22 protein-coding genes are annotated in these 22,070 nt (G+C 69.8%); 12 read left to right on the top strand and 10 right to left on the bottom strand.

Translation table 11 applies throughout. The annotated features are described in order from the left end of the window. Positions 1-53: 53 nt before the first annotated feature. The 7 genes from AC1VNM_RS10830 to mltG form a co-directional block, all read right to left on the bottom strand. Positions 54-320, bottom strand: coding sequence for a hypothetical protein (locus AC1VNM_RS10830; protein WP_377154027.1), 267 nt, complete (start codon positions 318-320; stop codon positions 54-56). 175 nt (positions 321-495) lie between these two features. After that, entirely contained in the window at positions 496-1,221 is a 726-nt protein-coding gene (locus tag AC1VNM_RS10835; protein WP_483106926.1) for an ankyrin repeat domain-containing protein, read from the bottom strand. A 34-nt stretch (positions 1,222-1,255) separates the two neighbouring features. After that, positions 1,256-2,041, bottom strand: a complete 786-nt coding sequence (locus tag AC1VNM_RS10840) for a TatD family hydrolase (RefSeq protein WP_377154023.1) — start codon at positions 2,039-2,041, stop codon at positions 1,256-1,258. Positions 2,042-2,129: 88 nt separating this feature from the next. Further along, positions 2,130-2,519 (bottom strand): PilZ domain-containing protein, encoded by a 390-nt coding sequence (locus tag AC1VNM_RS10845; protein ID WP_088407064.1) that lies wholly within the window; start codon positions 2,517-2,519, stop codon positions 2,130-2,132. Positions 2,520-2,595: 76 nt separating this feature from the next. Further along, a complete protein-coding gene (holB, locus tag AC1VNM_RS10850; protein WP_483106927.1) occupies positions 2,596-3,660 on the bottom strand; it encodes a DNA polymerase III subunit delta' in 1,065 nt (354 codons plus the stop codon). After that, the gene (gene tmk / locus AC1VNM_RS10855) at positions 3,654-4,265 is read right to left on the bottom strand and encodes a dTMP kinase (protein ID WP_377154019.1); all 612 of its coding nucleotides are present in this window, start codon (positions 4,263-4,265) and stop codon (positions 3,654-3,656) included. The genes holB and tmk overlap by 7 nt, the downstream gene beginning before the upstream one ends. A gap of 61 nt (positions 4,266-4,326) precedes the next feature. Next, positions 4,327-5,322: an endolytic transglycosylase MltG gene (gene mltG / locus AC1VNM_RS10860; RefSeq protein WP_377161862.1), complete on the bottom strand. Its 996-nt coding sequence runs from the start codon at positions 5,320-5,322 to the stop codon at positions 4,327-4,329. Positions 5,323-5,431: 109 nt separating this feature from the next. Here mltG and ygfZ point away from each other — a divergent pair, with 109 nt between their 5' ends. The 4 genes from ygfZ (at position 5,432) to AC1VNM_RS10880 (ending at position 9,926) form a co-directional block, all read left to right on the top strand. Next, the gene (gene ygfZ, locus AC1VNM_RS10865; protein WP_377154017.1) at positions 5,432-6,421 is read left to right on the top strand and encodes a CAF17-like 4Fe-4S cluster assembly/insertion protein YgfZ; all 990 of its coding nucleotides are present in this window, start codon (positions 5,432-5,434) and stop codon (positions 6,419-6,421) included. Then, a complete protein-coding gene (locus tag AC1VNM_RS10870) occupies positions 6,418-6,759 on the top strand; it encodes a DUF4936 family protein (RefSeq protein WP_377154015.1) in 342 nt (113 codons plus the stop codon). Before ygfZ ends, AC1VNM_RS10870 begins: the two co-directional genes overlap by 4 nt. Beyond that, positions 6,759-8,495, top strand: coding sequence for a cation:proton antiporter domain-containing protein (locus AC1VNM_RS10875; RefSeq protein WP_377154013.1), 1,737 nt, complete (start codon positions 6,759-6,761; stop codon positions 8,493-8,495). Before AC1VNM_RS10870 ends, AC1VNM_RS10875 begins: the two co-directional genes overlap by 1 nt. 162 nt (positions 8,496-8,657) lie before the next feature. Then, on the top strand, positions 8,658-9,926 hold the full coding sequence (locus tag AC1VNM_RS10880) for an alpha/beta hydrolase family protein (protein WP_483106928.1): 1,269 nt from the start codon (positions 8,658-8,660) through the stop codon (positions 9,924-9,926). On the opposite strand, the gene AC1VNM_RS10885 is transcribed toward AC1VNM_RS10880, so the two are convergent. Further along, complete coding sequence (locus AC1VNM_RS10885) at positions 9,894-12,620, bottom strand: hypothetical protein (protein ID WP_483106929.1); 2,727 nt, start codon at positions 12,618-12,620, stop codon at positions 9,894-9,896. The genes AC1VNM_RS10880 and AC1VNM_RS10885 overlap by 33 nt on opposite strands. A gap of 188 nt (positions 12,621-12,808) precedes the next feature. Here AC1VNM_RS10885 and AC1VNM_RS10890 point away from each other — a divergent pair, with 188 nt between their 5' ends. From AC1VNM_RS10890 to AC1VNM_RS10910, 5 genes are all read left to right on the top strand, one after another. Beyond that, complete coding sequence (locus AC1VNM_RS10890) at positions 12,809-13,339, top strand: GbsR/MarR family transcriptional regulator (protein ID WP_431104217.1); 531 nt, start codon at positions 12,809-12,811, stop codon at positions 13,337-13,339. 73 nt (positions 13,340-13,412) lie between these two features. Next, entirely contained in the window at positions 13,413-13,949 is a 537-nt protein-coding gene (locus tag AC1VNM_RS10895) for a thiol-disulfide oxidoreductase DCC family protein (protein WP_483106930.1), read from the top strand. Next, positions 13,946-14,827, top strand: coding sequence for an NAD-dependent epimerase/dehydratase family protein (locus AC1VNM_RS10900; RefSeq protein WP_483106931.1), 882 nt, complete (start codon positions 13,946-13,948; stop codon positions 14,825-14,827). The genes AC1VNM_RS10895 and AC1VNM_RS10900 overlap by 4 nt, the downstream gene beginning before the upstream one ends. Beyond that, complete coding sequence (locus tag AC1VNM_RS10905) at positions 14,809-15,198, top strand: DoxX-like family protein (RefSeq protein ID WP_483106932.1); 390 nt, start codon at positions 14,809-14,811, stop codon at positions 15,196-15,198. Before AC1VNM_RS10900 ends, AC1VNM_RS10905 begins: the two co-directional genes overlap by 19 nt. Before the next feature lie 44 nt (positions 15,199-15,242). Then, positions 15,243-15,719, top strand: a complete 477-nt coding sequence (locus AC1VNM_RS10910; RefSeq protein WP_377154000.1) for a DUF2269 family protein — start codon at positions 15,243-15,245, stop codon at positions 15,717-15,719. A 44-nt stretch (positions 15,720-15,763) separates the two neighbouring features. On the opposite strand, the gene AC1VNM_RS10915 is transcribed toward AC1VNM_RS10910, so the two are convergent. Continuing rightward, the gene (locus AC1VNM_RS10915) at positions 15,764-16,459 is read right to left on the bottom strand and encodes a hypothetical protein (RefSeq protein ID WP_377153997.1); all 696 of its coding nucleotides are present in this window, start codon (positions 16,457-16,459) and stop codon (positions 15,764-15,766) included. Between the two features lie 82 nt (positions 16,460-16,541). On the opposite strand from AC1VNM_RS10915, the gene AC1VNM_RS10920 reads away from it, so the two are divergent. After that, a complete protein-coding gene (locus tag AC1VNM_RS10920; RefSeq protein WP_377153995.1) occupies positions 16,542-17,057 on the top strand; it encodes a GAF domain-containing protein in 516 nt (171 codons plus the stop codon). Between the two features lie 5 nt (positions 17,058-17,062). Next, a complete protein-coding gene (locus AC1VNM_RS10925) occupies positions 17,063-19,030 on the top strand; it encodes a bifunctional 2',3'-cyclic-nucleotide 2'-phosphodiesterase/3'-nucleotidase (protein ID WP_483106933.1) in 1,968 nt (655 codons plus the stop codon). Positions 19,031-19,154: 124 nt separating this feature from the next. Here AC1VNM_RS10925 and AC1VNM_RS10930 read toward each other — a convergent pair whose 3' ends face one another. Further along, positions 19,155-19,460, bottom strand: coding sequence for a flagellar basal body protein (locus tag AC1VNM_RS10930; RefSeq protein ID WP_331614553.1), 306 nt, complete (start codon positions 19,458-19,460; stop codon positions 19,155-19,157). 297 nt (positions 19,461-19,757) lie between these two features. Between AC1VNM_RS10930 and AC1VNM_RS10935 the strand changes: the two genes are divergently transcribed. Further along, complete coding sequence (locus AC1VNM_RS10935) at positions 19,758-22,013, top strand: TonB-dependent receptor (protein WP_483106934.1); 2,256 nt, start codon at positions 19,758-19,760, stop codon at positions 22,011-22,013. Positions 22,014-22,070: the final 57 nt, after the last annotated feature.

Consider the following 22,070-nt stretch of genomic DNA (forward strand, 5'->3'; position numbering starts at 1 on the left):
AGTCAGACAGGGCTGACAACGCGTCGGCAGACGATTCCTTGCCCCGGCAGGGATCAGGCGCTCAGCGCGATGCCGTCGGACGGCTCATCGTCCAGCGGCAGCAGGTCCGCTTCGGAGAGCTCGGCGGCGTCGACTTCCTCGTCGAAGGCGGCCTGGTCGGCGGCGCCGCGATGCGCGATCAGCGGCTTGTCCAGCGGGCGGTAGACGCGGCTGCGCAGACGGGACAGACGCTCGGAGGCGGCCACTTCGTGGGCGACGCGCTCGGGATCCAGCAGCATCGCGAACGGGTTGGCGGCGAAGTCTTGGGTCGTGGTCTGCATGTCGGTCTCCAGGGGGATTCAGTTGATTCCGAGGGCCAGCTTGCGAGGGCCTGAGGGCGGCGCCGACACCGTGTCGGCATGGAATGAACTGTAGGGACCGACCCGCGCCGCCAACAGTGGGCGGCGGGCCAAACCGCGTGTCAGACGGATTCCTAGGGGTATGCCAGCAGCCGCCTCACGGCGACGTGCGCGGGCGTGACGGATGCCGCGCCCGGGCCAGCTTGTCGAGCCTGTCGGCCATCTCGTCCTGGCCGGCGCGGCGGGCGAAGTCGGCGGCCGTCATCTTGTGGTCGTTGCTCAGCGTGACGTCGGCGCCGGCGGCGATCAGCACCTCGGCGCCGCTGAGGCCGCCGTAACCGGCCGCCATCATCAGCGGGGTCGTCCCGTTGTCCGACCGGGCGTCGATGTCGGCGCCCTGCTCCACCAGCCAGCGCACGAGATGCTCGTTCGGTCCGGCGGCCGCGTAATGCAGCGCCGACCAGCCGGGCTCGTTGACCAGCGCGCCGCGTTTCACGAGTTCCTTGGCCCACGCCAGCTGGCCCTTGAGCGCCGCCAGCATCAGCGGCGTCTCGCCAGCCTGGTTGATCGCGCTGACGTCGGTGCCGGGGCTCTTCAGCAGGGCTTCGAAGGCCTTGCCGGACTCCTCGCGGATCGCCACGTGCAGGGCCGTGTTGCCCTGCTTGTCGCGGACGTTGGGATCGACTCCTTCCAGCAGCAGCTTCATCACCGTGCTGGCGTGGTCGTTGCGGGCGGCGACATGCAATTCGGGCGATGTCGAGCTGTCCGACGACGCCGCCTGCGACGGCGATCCGAAGCGCCCCTGCGCCAGGACCGTCGCCCCCGGCGCCGCGGCCAGCATCAGGCCTACCAGGGCAGCGCCCACGGCGGACGACACGCCCATGCTCGACGTCTTCCGGAGCGAACCGGCCGCCATCTCAGGCGGCCTCCGGCAGCTGGAACAGCCGCCGCGTGTTCGCCGTGCACTGCGCCGCCAAGGTCTCCACCGGCACGCCGCGGACCTCGGCGATCAGCTTGGCCACGTGCGGCACGTAGGCCGGCTGGTTCAGCTTGCCGCGGTACGGCACGGGCGCCAGATAGGGGCTGTCGGTCTCGATCAGGATCCGGTCGGCGGGGACGATCTTCGCGACCTCCCGCAGGTCCGCCGCGTTCTTGAAGGTCACGATCCCGGAGAACGAGATGTGGAAGCCCAGGTCCAGCGCCGCCTTCGCCACGTCCATGGTCTCGGTGAAGCAGTGCACGACGCCGCCGGGCTGGCCGGCGTCCTCCTCGCGCATCAGTCGCAGCGTGTCCTCGGCGGCCGAGCGGGTGTGGATCACCAACGGCTTGCCGGTGCGCTTCGCGGCGCGGATATGGTGGCGGAAGCGCTCGCGCTGCCACTCCATCTCCTCGACGGTCCGGCCGTTGAGGCGGTAGTAGTCCAGTCCGGTTTCGCCGATGGCGACGACCTTCGGATGCGCGGCGCCGTCGACCAGTTCGTCGACGCTGGGCTCATGGACCTCGTCGCTGTCCGGATGGACGCCGACGGTCGCGAACAGCTGCCGGTGCGCGTCCGCGATGGCACGGACCTCGGGGAACTCCTCCATCGTCGTGCAGATGCAGACGGCCTGCGTCACCTGGGCCGCGTCCATTGCGGCGAGCAGGTCGGGGAGTTGGGACTTGAGCTCGGGGAAGCTCAGGTGGCAATGGGAATCGATGTACATGGGAACAACTCCGCCGGGCTCGTGGCCGGGCGCTGAAGCGGCGCCGACGCCGCGGCGGGACGGCCACGGTGCCGCCGGTCTGCGGGGATCAGATCGTCTGCGTCGGCTTGGCCGAGGAGATCGCCGTGCCCAGCAGTTCCTCGATCTTGAGCTTGATCACGCGGGTCTTCTCGTCGCCGGGGAAGCGCACGCCGACGCCCTGCGTGCGGCCGCCCGACGCGTTGGCCGGCGTCAGCCAGGCGACCTTGCCCGCGACCGGATAACGGTTGGGATCCTCGGGCAGCGTCATCAGCAGGTAGATGTCCTCGCCCAGCTTGTAGTCGCGCGTGGTCGGCACGAAAACGCCGCCCTCCGAGAAGATCGGGATGTAGGCCGCGTAGAGGGCGCCCTTCTCCTTGAACACCAGCTGGATCACGCTGGGTCGGGCACCGCCGGCGGGAGCCGGGACGGGGGCGGACGCGGGCGGCGTGGTGCTCATGGGTTTCAGGCTGAGTTCGCTCATGGCGCCAAGTCTACTCGCGGCGCCCCGGGGTCAGACTTGGTTACCGCCTTGATCAGCGTGCCGGCCGCATCGCCTGTTGCCCCTGGGCCACCAGCGACTCCATCAGCAGCCCGGCGTTGAGCGGGTGGTCCGCGTGCCGCGCCGCCTGCTGCAGCGTCCGGGCCCACTGGTCCAGCGCGGCGCGCACCGCCGGCAGCTTGGGCAACGCATCGCGCGGGAAGTAGGCCGGCCCGGCGCCGTGGGCGATGCGCATCAGGTCGTGCACCAGGCGCTGCATCGCGGCGATCGCGCGCGGCACCGGCCAGTCGGTCAGCGCCACGGCCTCGCCCTTGGCGATGCGGCGCGGCAGCTCCAGCCAGGTCCTGGCGGCGATGCCCTCCTCGCTCCACTGCAGCGCCTCCTGCGGGCGGCCACCGGTGGCGTCCAGCAGCACGCCGGGCTGATCGACGCCCTGCCCGGTCAGCCAGGCCAGCGCGGCCTCGCGGCCGGGCAGCGCCATCTGCAGCGGCTGGCAGCGGCTGCGGATCGTCGGCAGCAACTGCTGCGGCGCGGCGCTCGCCAGGACGAAACGCAGCAGCCCCGCCGGTTCCTCCAGCGTCTTCAGCAGCGCATTGGCGGCGATGGTGTTCAGCGCCTCCGCGGGATAGACGACGACCACCTTGGCCTTGCCCCGTGCCGCGCTGACCTGCGCGAAGGACAGCATCTGGCGGACGGCCTCGATCTTGATCTCGCGGCTGGGCTTGGTCTTGCTGGCCTTGGCCGAGGAGGCGCCGTCCCCCTCGGCGTCCATCGCGCCGAAGCCCAGGGGCTCGCGCAAGGCCTCGGGCAGCAGCACCTGGAAGTCGGGATGCGAGCGCGAGCGCAGCAGGTGGCAGCTCGGGCAGCGGCCGCAGCCGGGCTGGTCGGTCGAGGTGCGCGCCTCGCAGAGCCAGGCCTGCGCCAGCAGCAGCGCCAGGTCGAACTGGCCGACACCGGCCGGCCCCTGCAGCAGCAGCGCATGGCTGCGGCCTTGTGTGAGCGCCTGATGCAGCGGCTCGGCCAGCCAGGGCAGCGGCAACTGGCCGCCTTCGGCCAAGGCCGCGGCGCCGTCGGCCGTGACGGAGGAATCGCTCACCATCCCCGGCGCTCCAGTTCCGCGCGGATCTGGTCCGCGACGCCCGCAATGGTGTCGCCCGCATCGATGCGCACGATGCGGCCCCGCGCCGCCTCGGCGCGACGCTGGTAACCGGCCCGCACGCGGGCGAAGAAGTCGAGATCCAGCTGCTCCAGCCGGTCCGCGTCGCGGGCCTGCGCCCGGCGCTGCGCCGCCACGGCGGGGTCCACGTCGAACCAGAAGGTCAGGTCCGGCTGGCGCCCCTGCTGCACCCACTGTTCCAGCGTCGCCAGCACCTGGACGTCCATGCCGCGGCCGCCGCCCTGGTAGGCGAAGCTCGCGTCGGTGAAGCGGTCGCACAGCACCGTCTGGCCCAGCGCCAGCGCCGGCGCGATGACGCGCTGCACATGGTCGCGCCGCGCGGCGAAGACCAGCAAGGCCTCGGTCAGCCCGTCCATGTCCTGGTGCAGGAACAGGCCCCGCAACGACTCGGCCAGCGGCGTGCCGCCGGGCTCGCGGGTCTGGACCAGTTCGGCGCCGCGTTGGCGCAGGTGCTGCGCGACGGACTCGATGTGGGTGGACTTGCCCGCCCCGTCGATGCCTTCGAAGGTGATGAAACGACCGCTCACGCGTGGTGCTCTCTCGGAACCCGGATGGGGAAAAAAGCGGAAAAAGCGAAGCGCGGTCGCTTCAGCGGCCGCGCTGGTACTTGTTGACCGCGCGATTATGCGCGGCCAGGTCCTCGCTGAACTGGCTGGTGCCGTCCCCGCGCGACACGAAGTACAGCGCCTTGGACGGCGTCGGATGCAGCGTGGCCTGCAGCGCGGCCAGGCCCGGCATCGCGATCGGCGTCGGCGGCAGGCCGCCGCGGGTGTAGGTGTTGAACGGCGTGTCGGTCTGCAGGTGGCTCTTGCGCAGGTTGCCGTCGAAGTCCGCCCCCAGGCCGTAGATCACCGTCGGATCGGTCTGCAGCGGCATGCCGGCCTTGAGCCGGTTGACGAACACCGCCGCGACCAGGCCGCGATCCGCGGCGGCGCCGGTTTCCTTCTCGACGATGGAGGCCAGGATCAGCGCCTCGTCCGCGCTCTTGAGCGGCAGGCCGTCGCCGCGGCCGGCCCAGGCGCTCTCCAGCCGTTTCTGCATCAACGCATGGGCGCGCTTGAGCACCGTCAGGTCGCTGACGCCCAGGCTGTAGGCGTAGGTGTCCGGGAAGAAGCGCCCCTCGGGCGCCTGCCCGGGCGCGCCGATCGCCGCCATGATCTGCTCGTCCGTCATCGTCGCGGTGGTCTGCTTCAAGGCCGGCGCGGCCGCGATCGCGGCGCGCAGCTGGCGGAAGTTCCAGCCTTCGATCAGGCGCAGCTGTTCCAGCACCTGGTCACCGCGCACCATCTTGTCGAGCAGCTCGCGCGGCGTGATGCCGGCATGGATCTCGTAGCTGCCGGCGCGGATCTTCCTCGCCTGGCCCGAATACCGGAACCACGCGTACAGGAAGCGCGGATCGGTCTGCACGCCGGCCGCGACCCAGGCCTGCGCGACCTGCTGCGGCGGCGTGCCCGGTTCGATGGAGAGTTCGATGCCCGGCTTCTCCAGCGCCAGCGGCGCCTGCAGCCACCACCAGAGCGCGCCCGCGCCGCCGCCGACCAGCACCACGCCCGCCACCAGGACGGACAGCAGCCAGCGCCCGATCCGGCCCGACTGCTTCTTCGTTTTTCTCGCGGTGCCGCGAGATCTGTTTTTCGCGCGTGACAAGACCCGACGCCCTTCGTGAAATGCGGGGGCTGATGATAATCGGCCCATGATCGAAGACCTCCACCACGCTCCGCCGCCCGTGCCGTCCTCGGCGCTGGGCGCCGTCCGGCTTGCCGACTGGGGCGTGATCCGCGCCCAGGGCGAGGAAGCCGCCAAGTTCCTGCACACGCAGCTGACGCAAGACCTGGCCCTTCAGACCGGCGCGCAGGCGCGGCTGGCGGGCTTCTGCTCGGCCAAGGGCCGCCTGCTGGCGACGATGCTGGCGGTCAAGCCCGACGACCAGACCGTGCTGCTGGCGCTGCCCGCCGAGGTGCTGCCGGCGACGGTGAAGCGGCTGTCGATGTTCGTGCTGCGCGCCAAGTGCAAGCTGAGCGACGACAGCGCGGCCTGGGCCGTGTGGGGCTTGTCCGGCGCGCAGGCGCGCGACTGGCTGGCGGGGGCCGCAGCGGGCGCCGCCCCGGCGACGGTCTGGTCCGTGGGCCGCGTCGCCCTGGCCGACGGCCGCGAGGCGCTGGCCACGCGCCTGCCCGATGACGGCCTGACGCCGCGCTTCCTGCTGCTGCAGCCCGCCGACGCGCCGGCGCCGGCGCTGCCTGTCATCGATCCCGAGGAATGGCAAGGCCTGGACGTGACCGCCGGGCTGGCCTGGATCCGCCAGGGGACGGTGGAACAGTTCGTGCCCCAGATGCTCAACCTGGAGCTGCTGGGCGGCGTGAACTTCCAGAAGGGCTGCTATCCGGGCCAGGAAGTCGTGGCGCGCAGCCAATACCGCGGCACGATCAAGCGACGGACCCACCTGTTCGCGCTGGAAGGCAGCGATGCCGACGCCACGCCCGGCCAGGAGATCTTCCACAGCGCCGATCCGGAGCAGCCCGCCGGCATGGTCGCCGGCTTCGGCCGCCAGGAAGGCCGCCCGCTGCTGCTGGCGGAAGTGAAGCTCGCCGCGCTCGAGTCCGGCAGCTTGCATCTGGGCAGCGCGCAAGGCGCTGTCCTTACCCCGCGTCCCCTGCCTTACGTCATCGGAGAACCTGAATGAATGCATCGCCGCCGACGCGCGCCGCCGCGCCTCCCCGCCCTCCTGTTCCGCGCTCGACCGCGCCGGTCGAGCTCTACGTCTACTACCGCGTCCATGCGGACCAGCTGACGGCCGCGCTGGCCGCCTTCGAACAGGCGCGTGAGGCGCAGCCGGTGCGGCTGCTCCAGCGCCATGACAACGATCCGGTCTTCCAGACCTGGATGGAGATCTACGGCCCCGAGCTACCCGACGCGGCGGACGCGGAACGCCGGATCGCCGCCGCCCTGGGCGCGTTCGCGCAGGGCCCCCGTCACCGCGAGGCCTTCGCCGCCGTCGCCGGTCCGGGAGCGGCGCACTGATGGAACACAACGTCTCCCTGATCTCGACGCTGGCGGCGGGCTTCGGCCTGGCGCTGATCCTGGGTTTCATCGCCGAGCGGCTGAAGCTGCCGGCGCTCGTGGGCTACCTGCTCGCGGGTATCGCGATCGGCCCGGCCACGCCGGGCTTTGTCGCCGATGTCGGCATCGCCGCGCAGCTGTCCGAGATCGGCGTGATGCTGCTGATGTTCGGCGTCGGGCTGCACTTCTCGCTGAAGGACCTGATGGCGGTCAAGCGCATCGCGCTGCCGGGCGCGGTCGTGCAGATGGCCGCCGCCACGGCGCTGGGCATGGGCCTGGCGATGTGGTGGGGCTGGCCGGCGGGTCAGGCGCTGGTGTTCGGCCTGACGCTGTCCTGCGCCAGCACGGTGGTGCTGCTGAAGGCGCTGGAGTCGCGCGGCTCGCTCGAATCCATGAACGGCCGCATCGCGGTCGGCTGGCTGGTGGTCGAGGACCTGGCCACGGTGCTGATCCTGGTGCTGTTGCCGCCGCTGTCCACGGTGCTGGGCGGCAACGCCGCGCCCGGCGCCTCCGCCGACGCGCCGCTGTGGCGCACGATCGCCGAGACGCTGGCCCAGATGGCCGCGTTCGTCGTGCTGATGCTGGTCGTCGGGCGGCGCGTGCTGCCGTGGATGCTGTGGCAGGTGGCGCGGACCGGCTCGCGCGAGCTGTTCACGTTGATGGTCATCGCCGTGGCGATCGGCATCGCCTACGGCGCGTCGGAGTTGTTCCACGTGTCCTTCGCGCTGGGCGCGTTCTTCGCCGGCACGGTGATGCGCGAGTCCGAATACAGCCACCGCGCCGCGCAGGAATCGCTGCCGCTGCGGGACTCGTTCTCGGTGCTGTTCTTCGTCTCGGTGGGGATGCTGTTCGACCCGATGACCCTGGTCGACCAGCCGCTGCACCTGCTGGGCGTCGTCGCGATCGTGATGCTGGGCAAGGCGATCGCGGCGGCGGCGCTGGTCATCGTGTTCCGCTATCCGCTGAACACGGCGATGACGGTATCGGCCAGCCTGGCGCAGATCGGCGAGTTCAGCTTCATCCTCGCCGGCCTGGGCGTGCAGCTGGGGCTGTTGCCGAAGGCCGGGATGAACCTGGTGCTGGCGGCGGCGCTGATCTCGATCGCGCTGAACCCGGTGATGTTCGCGATGATCCAGCCGCTGCAGCGCTGGGTGCTGGCGCGCTCGTCCTTCGCGCGCGAGCTCGAGGCGCGGGACGACCCCTACGCCGAGCTGCCGCAGACGACCGAGCGTCAATACCTGGAGGGTCAGGTCGTGCTGGTCGGCTACGGTCGCGTGGGGCGGCGCATCGCCGACGCGCTGACGGAGCGCGGCATCCCCTTCGTCGTCGCGGATCAGGGCCGCGAGACCGTCGAGGCGCTGCGCAAGCGCGGCATGGCGGCGGTCAGCGGCGACGCGAGCGAGCCGATGGTGCTGGTCCAGGCCCACATCGCCAACGCGGCGATGCTGGTGGTGGCGGTGCCCGATTCGATGAAGGCGCGGCAGATGGCCGACACGGCGCGACAGCTGAACCCGGGCATCGAGATCGTGCTGCGCACCCACGGCGAGGAGGAATCCGAACTGCTGCGCCGCGAGCAGCTCGGCACCGTGTTCTACGGCGAGGAGGAACTCGCCAAGGGCATGAGCCGGCACGTGCTGCAGCGCTTCAACGCGGACATCCCGGAGGGCTTGTCGCCGGTGGCGGCGCCGGCGCATTGAGCGCACGGACGCCATCGCCAGGACCCGCTCCGACGCGGCGATGATGAGCGGCCCTCCAGGGTCGCTTTTTCTTGCCCGTCCTTCAGGCCCGTCTTTCCTCCTCCGAGGTGCCAGGCCGCCCAGCAATCGCCGCTTTACATCGTCCGCTTAGCGTCGCCGCCCATGATCGAACCGACCCGTCCTCGCCCGCGCGCCAGCGCCCGCTCCCTGACCCTCGCGGGCGTTGCCGTGCTTGGCTCGGCGCTGCTGCTCGCCGGTTGCGGCGGCGGGCCGCCGAAGGCGCGCATCGAGGAACAGCAGCAGCAACGCGAGTTCGCTTCCCGCGGCTACGCGCCGCAAGGCGAGCCGGTGACGATGCAACCGATCCTGTGGCGGATCCGCGGCGACGACGTGCGCGTGAGCCTGACGATGCCGGCCAGCATGGGCGCGACGGCGGGGACCACGCCCCGCCCGGTCGTCGTGTACCTGCCCGGCCTGGGCGAGTCCGACACCGCCGGCATCCGCTGGCGCCGCGCCTGGGCGGCGGCCGGTTATGCGGTGCTCTCGCTGCAGGCGCTGGACGACGACGCGACGGCCTGGTCATCGGAACTGGCGCGCTCAGCGGAGTTCACCGAACTGGGTCGGCGTCACTACGCCGATGCGCAGATGCGCAAGCGGCTGGCGCGGCTGGACGAGCTGCTTGCCGAGGCGCAGCGGCTGGGCCGGCAGGGCCAAGGCCAGGGCGATCCGCCGTGGCGCTCGCTGGACTGGTCGAAGACGGTCGTTGCGGGGTATGAACTCGGCGCACAGACCGCGATGGCGGTGGCGGGCGAGCGGCAATCCGACGGCTCGGTGCTGGCGCTGAAGACGGTGCAGCCGGTGGCTGCGATCGTGATCAGCCCCCAGGTTTTCGCTTCACCGGACGCGGCGCGGTATCGCGACATCTCGATCCCGGTGCTCGGCCTGACGGGGCCGGACGACAGCGACGTGCTCGGCCTGGTGCGGGACGTGCAGTGGCGCCAGGCGCCGTTCGCCGCGATGCCGGCGGGACGAGGCTGGCTCCTCAGCGCGAACGAGGTCCGCCATGCGGCGCTCGGCGGCAACGAGCCGCGTCCCGAGGACACCGAGCGCGAACAGAAACGGATCCGCGCCGCCGAGGAGCAGGCGCAGTCGCAGCCCCAGGGCCGCCGAGGCGGTGGCGGCCGCGGCGGACGCGGCCAGGAAGGACCGACGCGCATGGCGCCGGTCCCGGCCGTGCCTGACTACCGGCAGTTGCACGAGCAGCAGCTCGGCATGACGGCCGCGCAACAGGTCAGCGTGGCGTTCCTGGACCAGCAACTCAAACAGTCGGAAGCGGCTCGCGCGTGGCTGGCCGGACCTGTCGACACCTGGCTGGGCGCCCTCGGCAGCCTCAGACGTTCACAGGACGGTGCTCGAGGGCATCGGCATTGAAAGCGGAACGTCAGGTGCCAGGAAAAAGCTGTCCTGGCTGACATTGCCGTCCTGGTCCCTCTGGCGGACCTCCGCGGGCCCGACGACGACTTTGCCCTCGCCAAGCATTTTCCAACGACCGACGCCGTCGACGCGGTAATCGAGAACGCCGCCCTCTTCGAGGTTGGCAGGGATCAGGATGTCGTCGTCCCCACTGAGCTTGAACTGTGGCGCCTCCGGCGGCGCGGTCTTGTGAGCGACAAGAAGCTGCTGGTTGGCGGACAGATCGGAGGCCTGGCTCGGATTTCCCGCGCGGTCGACCTGGCGCACTTCGACCGGCCCCAGGATGCTTTCGCCAAAGCGGGCGGTCGTCCATTCGCCGCCCCCCTTCCCTCGGTACTGGAAGTGGCTGTCGTGTTCGCGATTGGTGGCCAGCATCGTTTCGTGGCCCCATTCGGTGGGCCGGCTGAGAAACTCCGGCGCAGGCGGAGGCGTGGTGTCCAGCCAGACGGACACCAAGCGAGCTTCCTGGCTGATGTTGTCCGCGCTGTCATACAGTTTGACCCGGATGGTCTGTCCCCCTTCCCGGAACGCCCCTTCCGGAATGAGCTCGCCGCTGCCTTCGACGCCATCGTCTCCCGAGATATCCCTGTGGGTATGGGGATCGGACTGCCAGACACGAAAACGGGCGCCAGGCTCGATACCGCTGATTCGCACGAGCGGCTGATTGGTCAACACATAGTTCTCCCGCCACCCCTCCGGCGTTGCGTCGAACACCAGCCCTCGATCGTGGACGACGGTCAGAGAATTCGGCTCGTCGTTGCCTCTGTCCACCTTGAACGCCAAGCTCGCCTCCGACCGGGGACGGCCATCCGGATCCAGGGTTCGCACGTCCACCTGCTTCGCACCATCCCCCGGGAAATCCGCGTCGCTGATGAGGTCCCTCTCCCCGAGAGGACGCCATTCCCCGGCATCGATCCGGTATTGCGCCTGCTGCCCATGTTCTGAATCGACCCCTTCGACCCACACGGTGGCATTGCGGGTGATGAGATCGGACCTCTGCTCCTCGGTGACGCCGGTGTCGTTCAACAGGCGGAGTCGAAGGGGGGCAAGGCTCTCGGCATGGGTCTCCTCCCGATCCGGGAGCGACGCCGGATCAGACCTCGCTGCACCGATCGTCAGGATCTGATTGATCCCAAGCCGAGCGGACTCCAGGCTGGAATTCCCCGCGAGGTCGACTTGCCGGACCTCCATCGGTCCTGTCAGCACGCCCTCCCGCACGCGCTGCCAGTCCGAATGCTCGTCCCGACGATGCTCCAGATGCGCATGTCGCTCGAGATTGTCGAGCTGGAACTGTTCGACGCCCAGGGCCTCGCCAATGGACGACCACTGCGGGGCCGGTGGCGGCGTCGTGTCCAACCAAAGGCCTTGCAACTTGAGGGACGCGCCGTTGTAGGCTCCCGAGTTGCCTGCCCGATCGGTGACGCCCACGACGAAAAGTTGCGGGCCTTCCTTGAAAAAGCGCTCCGTGAGCATGCTGTCCTGGCCCTCGGCTGATTCCCCGGCAACCTGACGCGTACCCTTCGCTGTGTACTGATGGGCTGCCCACATGGCCCCGTCCTCCAATCCGAGCAGCTTTACCTGCGCGTCTTTCGTGAGCCAAAAGCTGCCATCGGGTTCCGGATCACCGGCCTCGTTCACCCTTCCCATTGGATGCATGACTTGATGGGTAAGTGGCACTGGCCCCGTCGTGTCCAGCTCGAAGTGGAGGCTGTCCGCTGACAAGGGACCTCCGTGCGAATCGAAAGACCGGACGTCGACCCGCTTCACGCCATCGCCCTGAAACTGCGCTTCGTGAATGACGTGCTCATCCCCAAGCAGCATCCAGGGCCCCTCATCAATGCGGTACTCGACCTTGTCGTGGTCCTCGGTCACGCCGTCAACCCTCACTGTGGCATCGGAGGTGACGAAGTCCTTCCTTTGCGAATCGGTCAAGCCCGTGTCGTTCTGCAGGCTCAGTCGGAGAAGGCCCGCGACCTCGATCGGCGTCGGGCTGTCGTCGCGCTCATCGAATTCGTCGCTCTCGTGGCTCTCCTCCCCCTCGTCTCTGCCCGCCTCATCCACATCCACCTGCTCGTGCTCGTGCTCGTGCTCGTGCTCGTGCTCGCGCTCGGCTGCTGGCACGGGTGCGTGAACTTGCTCGGGCTTGCGGTCGGACTCGGATTCTGCGTCGGACGCAGCTGCGGACTCGGATGGTGGAAGCACTGTCGGAGGCGTGAGCTCAAGCTCTGGCGCGATCGTCGGAACCGGTGACGCGTCGACGTCTGCCCTGGCATCCACCGCCGCCTCGGGCACTCGCTCGTGAACGGGCACAAGCCGAGCGTTCAACGGCATCGATTCATCGGCGATCATCGGTTTCGGAATGGTCAGCATCGTCGGCACTCGCGACGGCGGCGGCTGGAACACCGCCGTCCTCGCGCCGCCTGTCCCCGACATCGCCCCCAATGCCGCGAAGGCAGTCATGACGCCTGCCGCCGCCACGACGACCGAGTCCTGCCCCTCCTCATCGACAGCGACCGGCACGTCCTGCCTGTCCACGTCGCCCGCCTGGTCCCGTGGCGGCGTCTCGTGCTCATGCTCGTGCGCTTGTCCATCCTCCTGCTCTTGCGCCTGCTCGCCATCCTTGCGCCGCTGCTTCACTGCCTTCGCCGTCATCCGGTATCTCCACGAATCAAACCCGGCAGTATCGAAACGGTGCCGTCTGGTGGCACTCGTCGAGGATTGCCTGAATCCGCCGCCGGCCGGTTCCGTCTTGGCGCGCGGCGCCAGATTTCAGTCATCCAAGTTCTCGAACACGCAATTTCTGTCTTGACAGAAATTTCTGTCAAGCTACAGTCCAGCGCATGGAACTCACCGACACCGCCCGCCGCTTCGTCCTGCACTGGGGCGAGATGGGCAGCGCCTGGGGCGTCAACCGCACCGTGGCGCAGATCCACGCCCTGCTCTACTTCCACGGCCGGCCGCTCAACGCGGAGGAACTGGCCGAGACGCTGTCGGTCGCCCGCTCCAACGTCAGCACCAGCCTCAAGGAACTGCAGAGCTGGAACCTGATCCGCGTGACCCACGTGCTCGGGGATCGCCGCGACTATTTCGAGACGACGGCGGACGTCTGGGAACTGCTCCGCACCATCGTCCGCGAGCGCAAGCACCGCGAGTTCGATCCCACCGTGCGCATGCTGGCCGAACTCGTCGCCGACGAAGGTTTCCAGAACGAATCGCCCGACGCCCAGGACCGCGTGCGCGAATGCCTGCGCCTGATGCAGACGCTGGGCGCCTGGTCAGAGGAAATGATGCGGCTCTCGCCGTCGACGCTGGAGAAGGTGCTCAAGCTCGGCGCGAGCGTGCAGCGCTTCGTGCGCGGGGACGGGTCCTGACCCGCCCTTTTTTTTGAACACGAATTTCTGTCTCTACTGAAATATCAAACAAGACCACAAACCGGAGAACACCATGCGAGTTTTCCCCGCGGCCCCCACCACCGGCCCCGATCCGTCGATCTATCCGCTGACCCTCTACTTCGACGGCGCCTGCCCCATCTGCAGCGGCGAGATGCACAACCTGATGCTGCGCAACACCGCCGGCCTGCTGCGCTTCGTAGACATCTGCGAGCCAGGCTTCTCGGCGTTTCCGCCGGGCACGGACATGCCCGCGCTGATGGACCTGATGCACGGTCTGCGCGCCGATGGCCAGCTCGCGATCGGTGCCGAGGCGATTCGGCTCGCCTACCGCGGCGCGCAGCTCGGATGGATCGCGCGGATCATGGACCTGCCTGTGCTGCGGACCGTGTGCGACCGCACCTATCCGGTCGTCGCCCGCAACCGCTACCGGATTCCCCGGCCGATCGTGCGCATGGTCTTCGAGACCGGCCTGCGCCGCGCGGCGGAACGCCGAGCCGGACGCGCCGCGTGCCGCGACGACGCCTGCGAATACCACCCCCACCCGCATCCGCATCATGTGCGGCGCGACGACACCGGAGACGCGTCATGAACCCGACATCCATCCGATCGGTCCTGGTCTGCGGCGCCAGCGGCTTCGTCGGTCGCCGCATCGTGCGCACGCTGCGCGAGGCGGGCCTGGCCGTCACCGAGGGGAACTCCCGCACGCAGGACTTCCAGCAAGACCTGACCCCCGACCTCTGGGTGCCGCGCGTCACCGGCTTCGATGCCGTCGTCAACGCGGTCGGCCTGCTGCGCGACACGCCGCGCCGCCAGCTCGAACCGGTCCATCACCGGGCGCCCGCGGCGCTGTTCGAGGCTTGTGCCCGCGCGGGCGTGACGCGCGTGATCCAGATCTCCGCGAACGGCGTGGCACACAGCCCCACGCGTTACGCGACGACCAAGCGCGCCGCGGACGAGGTGCTGCTGCGCCTGCGCGCCGAGGGCCGGTTCGACGGCATCGTGCTGCGCCCGAGCATCGTCTACGGCCGCGGCGGCGCGAGCGCCTCGCTGTTCATGAACCTGGCCCGACTGCCGGTGCTGGTGCTGCCGCGCGCGGCCGTCCAGGCCCAGGTCCAACCCGTCGCCGTGCCCGACGTCGCGCAGGCGGTGCTGCGGCTGCTGCAGGACGGCGGGCCGGAGATCGTGACCGCCGTCGGCCCGCGGGCGCTGAGCCTGGCGGCCTTCATCGGCGAACTCCGGCGCCAGCGCGGACAGCAGCCGGCGCGCGTGATCCCGCTGCCTGACGCCCCCAGCCGCTGGAGCGCCCGGCTGGGCGACCACGTCAGCAGCCAGCCGTGGAGCAGCGAGAGCCTGGCCCTGCTGGAGCAGGACAACATCGGCGACGCCGTCGCGTTCGAGCGCGTGCTCGGCCGGCCGGCGGTCCCCGTCGAACGATTCGTGGAGGCCGCATGGGCATCGGACTTGTGAACTTCCGGCATCGCCGCACGCGCGTCGTCGCGCGGGCGGGGCTGATCGCGCTGTGGCTCGCCACCGGCGCGGCCAGCCTGATCGAGCTCGACGGCCGCAGCCGCGACCTGATGGTCGCCGCGCAGACGCCCGAGGCCTGGATCGCGCCGGTCATCGTGGCGGGCGCGCTGGTGGACCTGCTGATCGGCGCGGCGATGTGGCGCTGGCATCGACGCTGGGTGTACCGCCTGGCGGGCGGGATGATGCTGCTGATGACGGCGGTGGCCACGGTGATCCTGCCCACGTTGTGGCTGGACCCGCTGGGCTGCCTGACCAAGAACCTGCCGGTGGCGATCCTGCTGCTGATCCTCGACGAGGACGCGCCGGCCTGACGGCACCGGACATCTCGAAGAACAAGAATCCTGGAGGAAAGAAGATGAACACCTACCTCGTGATCAAGTGGCTGCACATCGTGTCGAGCGTGCTGCTGGCGGGCACCGGCTTCGGCTCGGCCTTCTACCTGTTCTTCGCGAACCGCAGCGGCTCGCTCGCCGCTCAGGCCGTGGTGGCGCGGCTGGTCAAGCGCGCGGACCTCTGGTTCACGACGCCGGCGGTGATCGTGCAGCCGCTCACCGGCGTGTGGCTGGCGATGACCGCCGGCTGGTCGCTGGACACGCCGTGGCTGGCGCTGTCCATCGTGCTGTACCTGCTCGCGGGCGCCTGCTGGCTGCCGGTGGTGTGGCTGCAGATCCGGCTGTCGCGGATGGCCGACGCGGCGCTCGCCAGCGGCCAGCCGCTGCCGGCCCTGTACTGGCGCTATGCCCGCTGGTGGGAAGGCCTGGGCTACCCGGCCTTCATCGCGGTGCTCGTCGTCTTCTACCTGATGGTGAACAAGCCGGCGCTGTGGGGCTGAGCGGCCCGGCGCGCCCGGTCAGCCGGGCGCTTGCGGGATGAGACCTACTCGACGATCAAGGTGTAGCTGACCGCCTGCGACATGCGCGGCAACGCGCCGCCGAAGTTCAGCGTGTGCCGGCCGCGCGCGAGCGGCTTCAGCATCACGTAGTAGCCGTTCGACGCCGACGGGAAGAGCCGCGCGCCGCTGGGATGTCGCGCCCAGGCGTTGAAGCACTCCGGGCTGGCCTGCCGATGGCGCCGCAGGTTGTCGTAGCGCACGCCGTCGAGTTCCAGCACCAGCATCTCGGCGCCCTCGGTGATGCGCTCGGCGTCGCGCGTGACCTGCGCGCAGCTCGGCATGCCGGTACGCGTCGGCGTGAAGACGTAGTTGATCAGCGGGAAGAACAGGTACTTGTCGGCCGGTACCCGGCAGGTGCGCACGGTGCGGGCCGTGCCGTAGGTGCCGGCGAGGAAGAACACGTCCCCCGACTGGCGATTGCCGCACTGGACGCCGGTGCGATCGGCGACGGGACTGAGGTCGTCCTCGAAGGACAAGGCCCATTCCCACCAGCGGCGCGACCACTCGCCCTGCGTCACCCAGCCGACCTGCTCATCGGGACCGAGCAGCGGCGAGGCCGGCGCCGCCGCGGATGCGGGGATCGCCGCGGCCTTCACCTCGTCGGCCTGCGCGTGACCGCCGACCGCCATCATCCAACCCGTCGCGACGGCCAGCAGCGCCGTCTTCCCTCGTGCGTTCATCGTTCCGATCTCCCTTGAAACGGGGCGCATTCTCGCCGTGACGGACGACCGCCCGGCATGACCTCCGCCACAATCCCGCCCCATGAGCTTCGAACCCACCGCGCTGCTGGACATGTCCAGCCCCGAGGCCAAGCGCGCCTCGTATGACACGCTGGTCGCCCAGACCCAGGCCCTGCTGCATGGCGAGCGCGACTGGCTCGCCAACCTGGCGCAGTTCTCCGCGCTGGTCTTCAACGCCGTCCCGACGTTGAACTGGGCCGGCTTCTACCTCGTCAACGCGACGAACGACCAGGAGCTCGTGCTCGGCCCGTTCCAGGGCAAGGTCGCCTGCGTGCGCATCGCCTTCAGCCGCGGCGTCTGCGGCGCCTGCGCGCGGACGCGCGAGGTCCAGCTCGTCGAGGACGTGCACGCCTTCCCCGGCCACATCGCCTGCGACGCGGCCTCGCGTTCGGAACTGGTGCTGCCCATCGTCGCCGGCGGGAAACTGCGCGGGGTCTTCGACCTCGACAGCCCCGAGCCCGCCCGCTTCGACGCGATCGACGCCGACGGCTTCCAGCGCGCGATCGCCGTGCTGGTCGACGGCACCGACTGGGCCTGACCCCGATGCGCACGCGCTCGACGCGCCCCCTGGTCCTGGCGCTGGGGCTGGCGGCCCTGTCCGTCCTGTCGATGCCGCTGTCCGCCGCGGAGGTCAAGCTCCGCGTGCTGGAGACCAGCGACATCCACATGAACCTGCTGAACTACGACTACTACCAGGACCGCCCGGCCCAGGAGTTCGGCCTGGCCAAGACGATCACGCTGATCCACCGCGCCCGCGCCGAGGCGCCCAACAGCCTGCTGTTCGACAACGGCGACCTGCTGCAGGGCAATCCGCTGGGCGACGTCGTCGCGCGTGTGAAGCCGCTGAAGGCCGGGGACATCCATCCCGCCTACAAGATCCTGAACCTGCTGGACGTCGACGCCGGCAACCTCGGCAACCACGAGTTCAACTACGGCCTGCCCTTCCTGCGCCAGGCCATCGCCGGCGCCAGCTTCCCCTACCTGAACGCCAACGTGATGGAGGCCGACGGCCGTCGTCATGCGTTCACGCCCAGTGTGATGCTCGAGCGCACGATGCGCGACGAGGCCGGCCAGGACCACGCGCTGAAGATCGGCGTCGTCGGCGTCACGCCGCCGCAGATCCTGGAGTGGGACCGCCAGAACCTCGCCGGCAAGGTGCGGGTGCGCGACATGGTCGACGCCGCCGCCGAGCAGGTGACGGACCTGCGCCGACGTGGCGCGGACCTGATCGTCGTCATCGCCCACACCGGCATCGACAAGACCGAGCTGCCCAAGCTGTCCGAGAACATGGCCGCCCAGCTCGCCCGCGTGAAGGGCGTGGACGCGCTGTTGCTGGGTCATGCGCATACCGAGTTCCCCGGCCCCGGCTTCGCCGGCTACCCGGGCGTGGACCTCGCGAAGGGCCAGCTCTACGGCACGCCCGCCGTGATGCCGGGCCGCTGGGGCGATCACCTCGGCATCGTCGACCTGACGCTGAAGCAGACGGACAGCAAGGACGCCAAGGGCGGCAAGAGCGGCAAGCGGTGGCAGGTCGTGGACAGCCAGTCCAGCCTGCGCCCGATCTTCGACCGCGCCACGCGCAAGCCGCTCGTCGACGCCGACCCGATGCCCGCGGTCGTGATCGCTGGCGAGCATCAGGCGACGCTCAACTACGTCCGCAGCCAGGTCGCGATGGCGGACCAGCCGATCCAGAGCTACTTCTCGCAGGTGCTCGACGGCACCGCCGTGCGGCTGGTCGCGCAGGCGCAGCTGGCTTACGCGCTGAAGGCGGTCCAGGGCACGGCGCTGGAAAAGCTGCCGATGCTGAGCGCCGCCGCGCCCTTCAAGTCCGGTGGCCGCCAGGGCTGGACGCAGTACACCGACATCCCCGCCGGGCCGGTCGCGATCAAGCATGTGGCCGACCTCTACGTCTACCCGAACACGATCAAGGTCGTGAAGCTCAGCGGCGCCCAGGTGCGCGACTGGCTGGAGATGTCCGCCGGCCAGTTCCGCCGCATCGATCCGCAGGGGCCGGCGCGGCAGGACCTCGTGGACACGAGCTACCCGAGCTTCAACTTCGACATGATGCTGGGTCAGGACGGCGCCTTGCGCTACGAGCTCGACGTGACGCAGCCGGCGCGTTTCGACAAGGACGGCAAGCGGCTCGGCGACGGACAGCGCGTCGTGAACCTGACCTGGCGCGGCCAGCCGCTGGATGAGCGCGCGGACTTCCTCGTCGTCACGAACAACTACCGTGCCTATGGCGGCGGCCACTTCCCGGCGCTGGCGGCGGACAAGGTCGTCGTCGACGCGCCGGACGAGACGCGCGAGGCACTGGCCCACTTCCTCGCGGCGCAGCCGTCGCTGAGCGCGGCGGTCGCGGCGTCGTCCTGGCGCATCCGGCCTGTCCCGGGCGTGGCGATGCAGTTCGTGTCCGGCAACGGGGCCGCGGCGCATCTCAAGGAGACGCCTCAGGTAACCCGGGTCAAGGACAACGGCGACGGTTCGTCGCTGTTCGAGCTGAAGCCATGAGCTGAGCCCATGCGCTGAGGCCCTGGCCGGGCGAAGGCAGCCGCCTGCACCGCGTTCCGGAAACGACAACGGCCGCTCGAAGCGGCCGTTTGTCATTGAGGCGGGGAAGTCTTTGCCGGGACGCTCAGACGTGGATGTCGAGCAGCGCGCCCTCGGCCCGGATCTGCGTCTGCAGCACCCGCAGGTTGCCGACGAAGGCGTAGGTCGCCGACTTCTGCTCGACGATGTCGGCCGCGAGGTCGGCGCCGGGTTCCGGCAGCTTCTCGACCTTGGTCGTGACGCCGTTGCCGTCCTCGGCCGTCTGGGCCTCGATCCGCTCGCGGCGGTAGCCCGGCGTGGCGGCGTTGGCGACGTTGTTCGCGGACGCGCGCAGGCGCTCGTTGGCGGCGGACATGCCGGACAAGGCGGTCGACAGGCTGACGTTGGACATGGCGTTCTTCCCAGGATCCCGGTCTCAAGCGACCAGGCATCCCGCCGTCATCGGCACTTTCCAGCCGATCTTTAGAAAAGAAATGGGTTTTCGGCTCATTTTTCTGGATCGAATCCGTCCGGGTTTCCCCTGAAAACGACGCCGAATGCGCCATCGGAGGGCAATTCGATCGCCAAACGCCCGTCCCACCTACCCCGGATGGGGTGTTTGCAGCGCCGTACCTGCCGGCCGCATCGGACAGAGGCTTGGCCTCCAGATAATGCGAAATATTCTTATCTGCGAACTCTTCTCATCGCCATGCCGTCTGCCGCTTTCCGACCCGCCCTTGCGCCGCTGGCGCTCGCCCTGACCGCCGCGTTGCATGGTGGCGCGTTCGCCCAGTCGACGCCGCAAGCCCCTGAAACCGCGGCGTCGTCCGCAGCTTCAACAGCTGCCACGACGCAATTGCAGAAGGTGGTCGTCGAAGCGAGCGCGGACGCCTCGCGCGGCGGCCTGATCAAGTCCTATGCCGGCGGCCAGGTGGCGCGCGGCGGCCGGGTCGGCCTGCTCGGCAACCAGGACCTCATGAACACGCCGTTCAGCACGACGGCCTACACCAACGAACTGATCCAGAACACGCAGGCGCACAGCGTGGGCGACGTGCTGCTCAACGACCCCGGCGTGCGGGTCGCGCGGGGCTTCGGCAACTTCCAGGAGAGCTACTTCATCCGCGGCTTCATCCTGAACTCCGACAGCGTCGCCTACAACGGGCTGTACGGCCTGCTGCCGCGCCAGTACATCTCGGCCGAGCTCTTCGAGCGCGTCGAGGTGCTGCGCGGCGCCTCGGCCTTCCTGAACGGCGCGACGCCCAACAGCGACGCCATCGGCGGTTCGATCAACCTGCTGCCCAAGCGCGCGCCCAGCCTGCCGCTGACGCAGATGACGGTCGGCACGGCCAGCGGCGGGCAGACCATCCTGGCCGTCGACGTGGCTCGGCGCTTCGGCCCGGACAACGCCACCGGCGTGCGCGTCAACCTGGCCTCGCGCGCCGGCGACACCAGCGTGGACAAGGAAAGCGTCAACCTGGGCATGGCCTCCATCGGTCTGGACTGGCGCGCCCGCGACGTGCGCCTGTCCGCCGACGTCGGCTACCAGGACCACAAGCTCAAGCGCACCCGCACCAACGTCACGCTGGGCGCGACCGCCACCGCGGTGCCCAAGGCGCCCGACAGCGATTCCAACTGGGCGCAGCCGTGGACCTACTCCAACGAGCGCGACCTGTTTGGCACGCTGCGCGGCGAGGTCGACCTGGACCGCTGGCTCGGCGAGGGATGGACCGCGTGGTTCGCCGCCGGCGCGCGCAGTAGCGACGAAGCCAATTCGCTGGCCAACCTCACCCTGACCAACAGCACGACCGGTGCGGGCACCACTTCCCGCTTCGACAACACGCGCGAGGACCGCGTCCGCACCGGCGAGGTCGGCGTGCGGGGCCTGCTGACCACGGGGCCGGTGAAGCATGAGCTGGTGGCCTCGGTGAGTGCCTTCCGGCTGGACAAGCGCGCCGCCTTCGGCGTGTCCACGACGAGCACGCAAGTGCGGCTGATCCCGACGAATCTGTACGACGGTGGCGCGGCGCCGCTGCCGACGCTGCTCTCCGTCAGCAACCAGCTGGACGACCCGGCGACGACCGGCATGACGCGCCTGCGCAGCGCGGCGCTCGCGGACACGCTGGTGATGCTCGACGACACCCTGCGCCTGACGCTGGGCCTGCGCCACCAGTCCATGGACATCCGCAGCTATGCGTACAACACCGGCGCGCCGGCGGCGCCGTACGACCTCAGCCGCACCAGCCCGATGGCGGGCGTCGTGTTCAAGCTCGGCAAGTCGCTGTCGGCCTACGCCAACTACATCGAGGGGCTGACGCAGGGCGACACGGCCGGCGTGTCGGCCGGCCCATCGCTGCAGGGCACGATGCTGCCGCCCTATCAATCGAAGCAGAAGGAAGTCGGCCTGAAGTTCGATGGCGGCCGCATCGGCGGCGGCGTCGCCTTCTTCTCGACGGCCAAGCCGCGGTCCGTGGTAGTCACGAACGTGAGCTTCACCGCCGAGGGGGAGGACCGTCACCAGGGCATCGAGTTGACCGCCTTCGGCGAACCCATGCCCGGCCTGAAGCTGCTGGGCGGGTTGACCTGGCTGGATGCCGAGCAGAAGCGCACCGGCGTCGCGACGACCGACGGCAAGCGCGTGATCGGCGTGCCGCGCGCGATGCTGAACCTGGGCACCGAGTGGAACGTGCCCGGCGCGCAGGGCCTGTCGCTGGATGCGCGGGTGATCGCCACCAGCAGCATGTACGCCAATGCGACCAACACCTTGAGCGTGCCGGGCTGGGGTCGCGTGGACGTCGGCGCGCGGTATGCGATGGACGTCCGCGGCCACCTGGTCACGCTGCGGGCCCGCGTCGACAACGTGGCGGACCGCAACTACTGGGCGTCCTCGGGCGGCTTCCCGGGCAGCGGCTACCTGGTGCTGGGCACGCCGCGCACGGTCAGCGTGAACGCCTCGTTCGAGTACTGAGCCAGGACGCCCCCACGCAGGCCACGAGCCCTCTCACGAGGGCAGAGACGCCACTGG

This window comes from Mitsuaria sp. MSU3D (assembly GCF_056867975.1).

Excerpts from the sequence above, each read along its gene's own strand:
- AC1VNM_RS10830 (WP_377154027.1), bottom strand. The coding sequence starts at position 320 with ATGCAGACCACGACCCAAGACTTCGCCGCCAACCCGTTCGCGATGCTG.
- AC1VNM_RS10835 (WP_483106926.1), bottom strand. The coding sequence starts at position 1,221 with ATGGGCGTGTCGTCCGCCGTGGGCGCTGCCCTGGTAGGCCTGATGCTG.
- AC1VNM_RS10840 (WP_377154023.1), bottom strand. The coding sequence starts at position 2,041 with ATGTACATCGATTCCCATTGCCACCTGAGCTTCCCCGAGCTCAAGTCC.
- AC1VNM_RS10845 (WP_088407064.1), bottom strand. The coding sequence starts at position 2,519 with ATGAGCACCACGCCGCCCGCGTCCGCCCCCGTCCCGGCTCCCGCCGGC.
- holB (WP_483106927.1), bottom strand. The coding sequence starts at position 3,660 with ATGGTGAGCGATTCCTCCGTCACGGCCGACGGCGCCGCGGCCTTGGCC.
- ygfZ (WP_377154017.1), top strand. The coding sequence starts at position 5,432 with ATGATCGAAGACCTCCACCACGCTCCGCCGCCCGTGCCGTCCTCGGCG.
- AC1VNM_RS10870 (WP_377154015.1), top strand. The coding sequence starts at position 6,418 with ATGAATGCATCGCCGCCGACGCGCGCCGCCGCGCCTCCCCGCCCTCCT.
- AC1VNM_RS10875 (WP_377154013.1), top strand. The coding sequence starts at position 6,759 with ATGGAACACAACGTCTCCCTGATCTCGACGCTGGCGGCGGGCTTCGGC.
- AC1VNM_RS10880 (WP_483106928.1), top strand. The coding sequence starts at position 8,658 with ATGATCGAACCGACCCGTCCTCGCCCGCGCGCCAGCGCCCGCTCCCTG.
- AC1VNM_RS10885 (WP_483106929.1), bottom strand. The coding sequence starts at position 12,620 with ATGACGGCGAAGGCAGTGAAGCAGCGGCGCAAGGATGGCGAGCAGGCG.
- AC1VNM_RS10890 (WP_431104217.1), top strand. The coding sequence starts at position 12,809 with ATGGAACTCACCGACACCGCCCGCCGCTTCGTCCTGCACTGGGGCGAG.
- AC1VNM_RS10895 (WP_483106930.1), top strand. The coding sequence starts at position 13,413 with ATGCGAGTTTTCCCCGCGGCCCCCACCACCGGCCCCGATCCGTCGATC.
- AC1VNM_RS10900 (WP_483106931.1), top strand. The coding sequence starts at position 13,946 with ATGAACCCGACATCCATCCGATCGGTCCTGGTCTGCGGCGCCAGCGGC.
- AC1VNM_RS10905 (WP_483106932.1), top strand. The coding sequence starts at position 14,809 with ATGGGCATCGGACTTGTGAACTTCCGGCATCGCCGCACGCGCGTCGTC.
- AC1VNM_RS10910 (WP_377154000.1), top strand. The coding sequence starts at position 15,243 with ATGAACACCTACCTCGTGATCAAGTGGCTGCACATCGTGTCGAGCGTG.
- AC1VNM_RS10915 (WP_377153997.1), bottom strand. The coding sequence starts at position 16,459 with ATGAACGCACGAGGGAAGACGGCGCTGCTGGCCGTCGCGACGGGTTGG.
- AC1VNM_RS10920 (WP_377153995.1), top strand. The coding sequence starts at position 16,542 with ATGAGCTTCGAACCCACCGCGCTGCTGGACATGTCCAGCCCCGAGGCC.
- AC1VNM_RS10925 (WP_483106933.1), top strand. The coding sequence starts at position 17,063 with ATGCGCACGCGCTCGACGCGCCCCCTGGTCCTGGCGCTGGGGCTGGCG.
- AC1VNM_RS10930 (WP_331614553.1), bottom strand. The coding sequence starts at position 19,460 with ATGTCCAACGTCAGCCTGTCGACCGCCTTGTCCGGCATGTCCGCCGCC.
- AC1VNM_RS10935 (WP_483106934.1), top strand. The coding sequence starts at position 19,758 with ATGCCGTCTGCCGCTTTCCGACCCGCCCTTGCGCCGCTGGCGCTCGCC.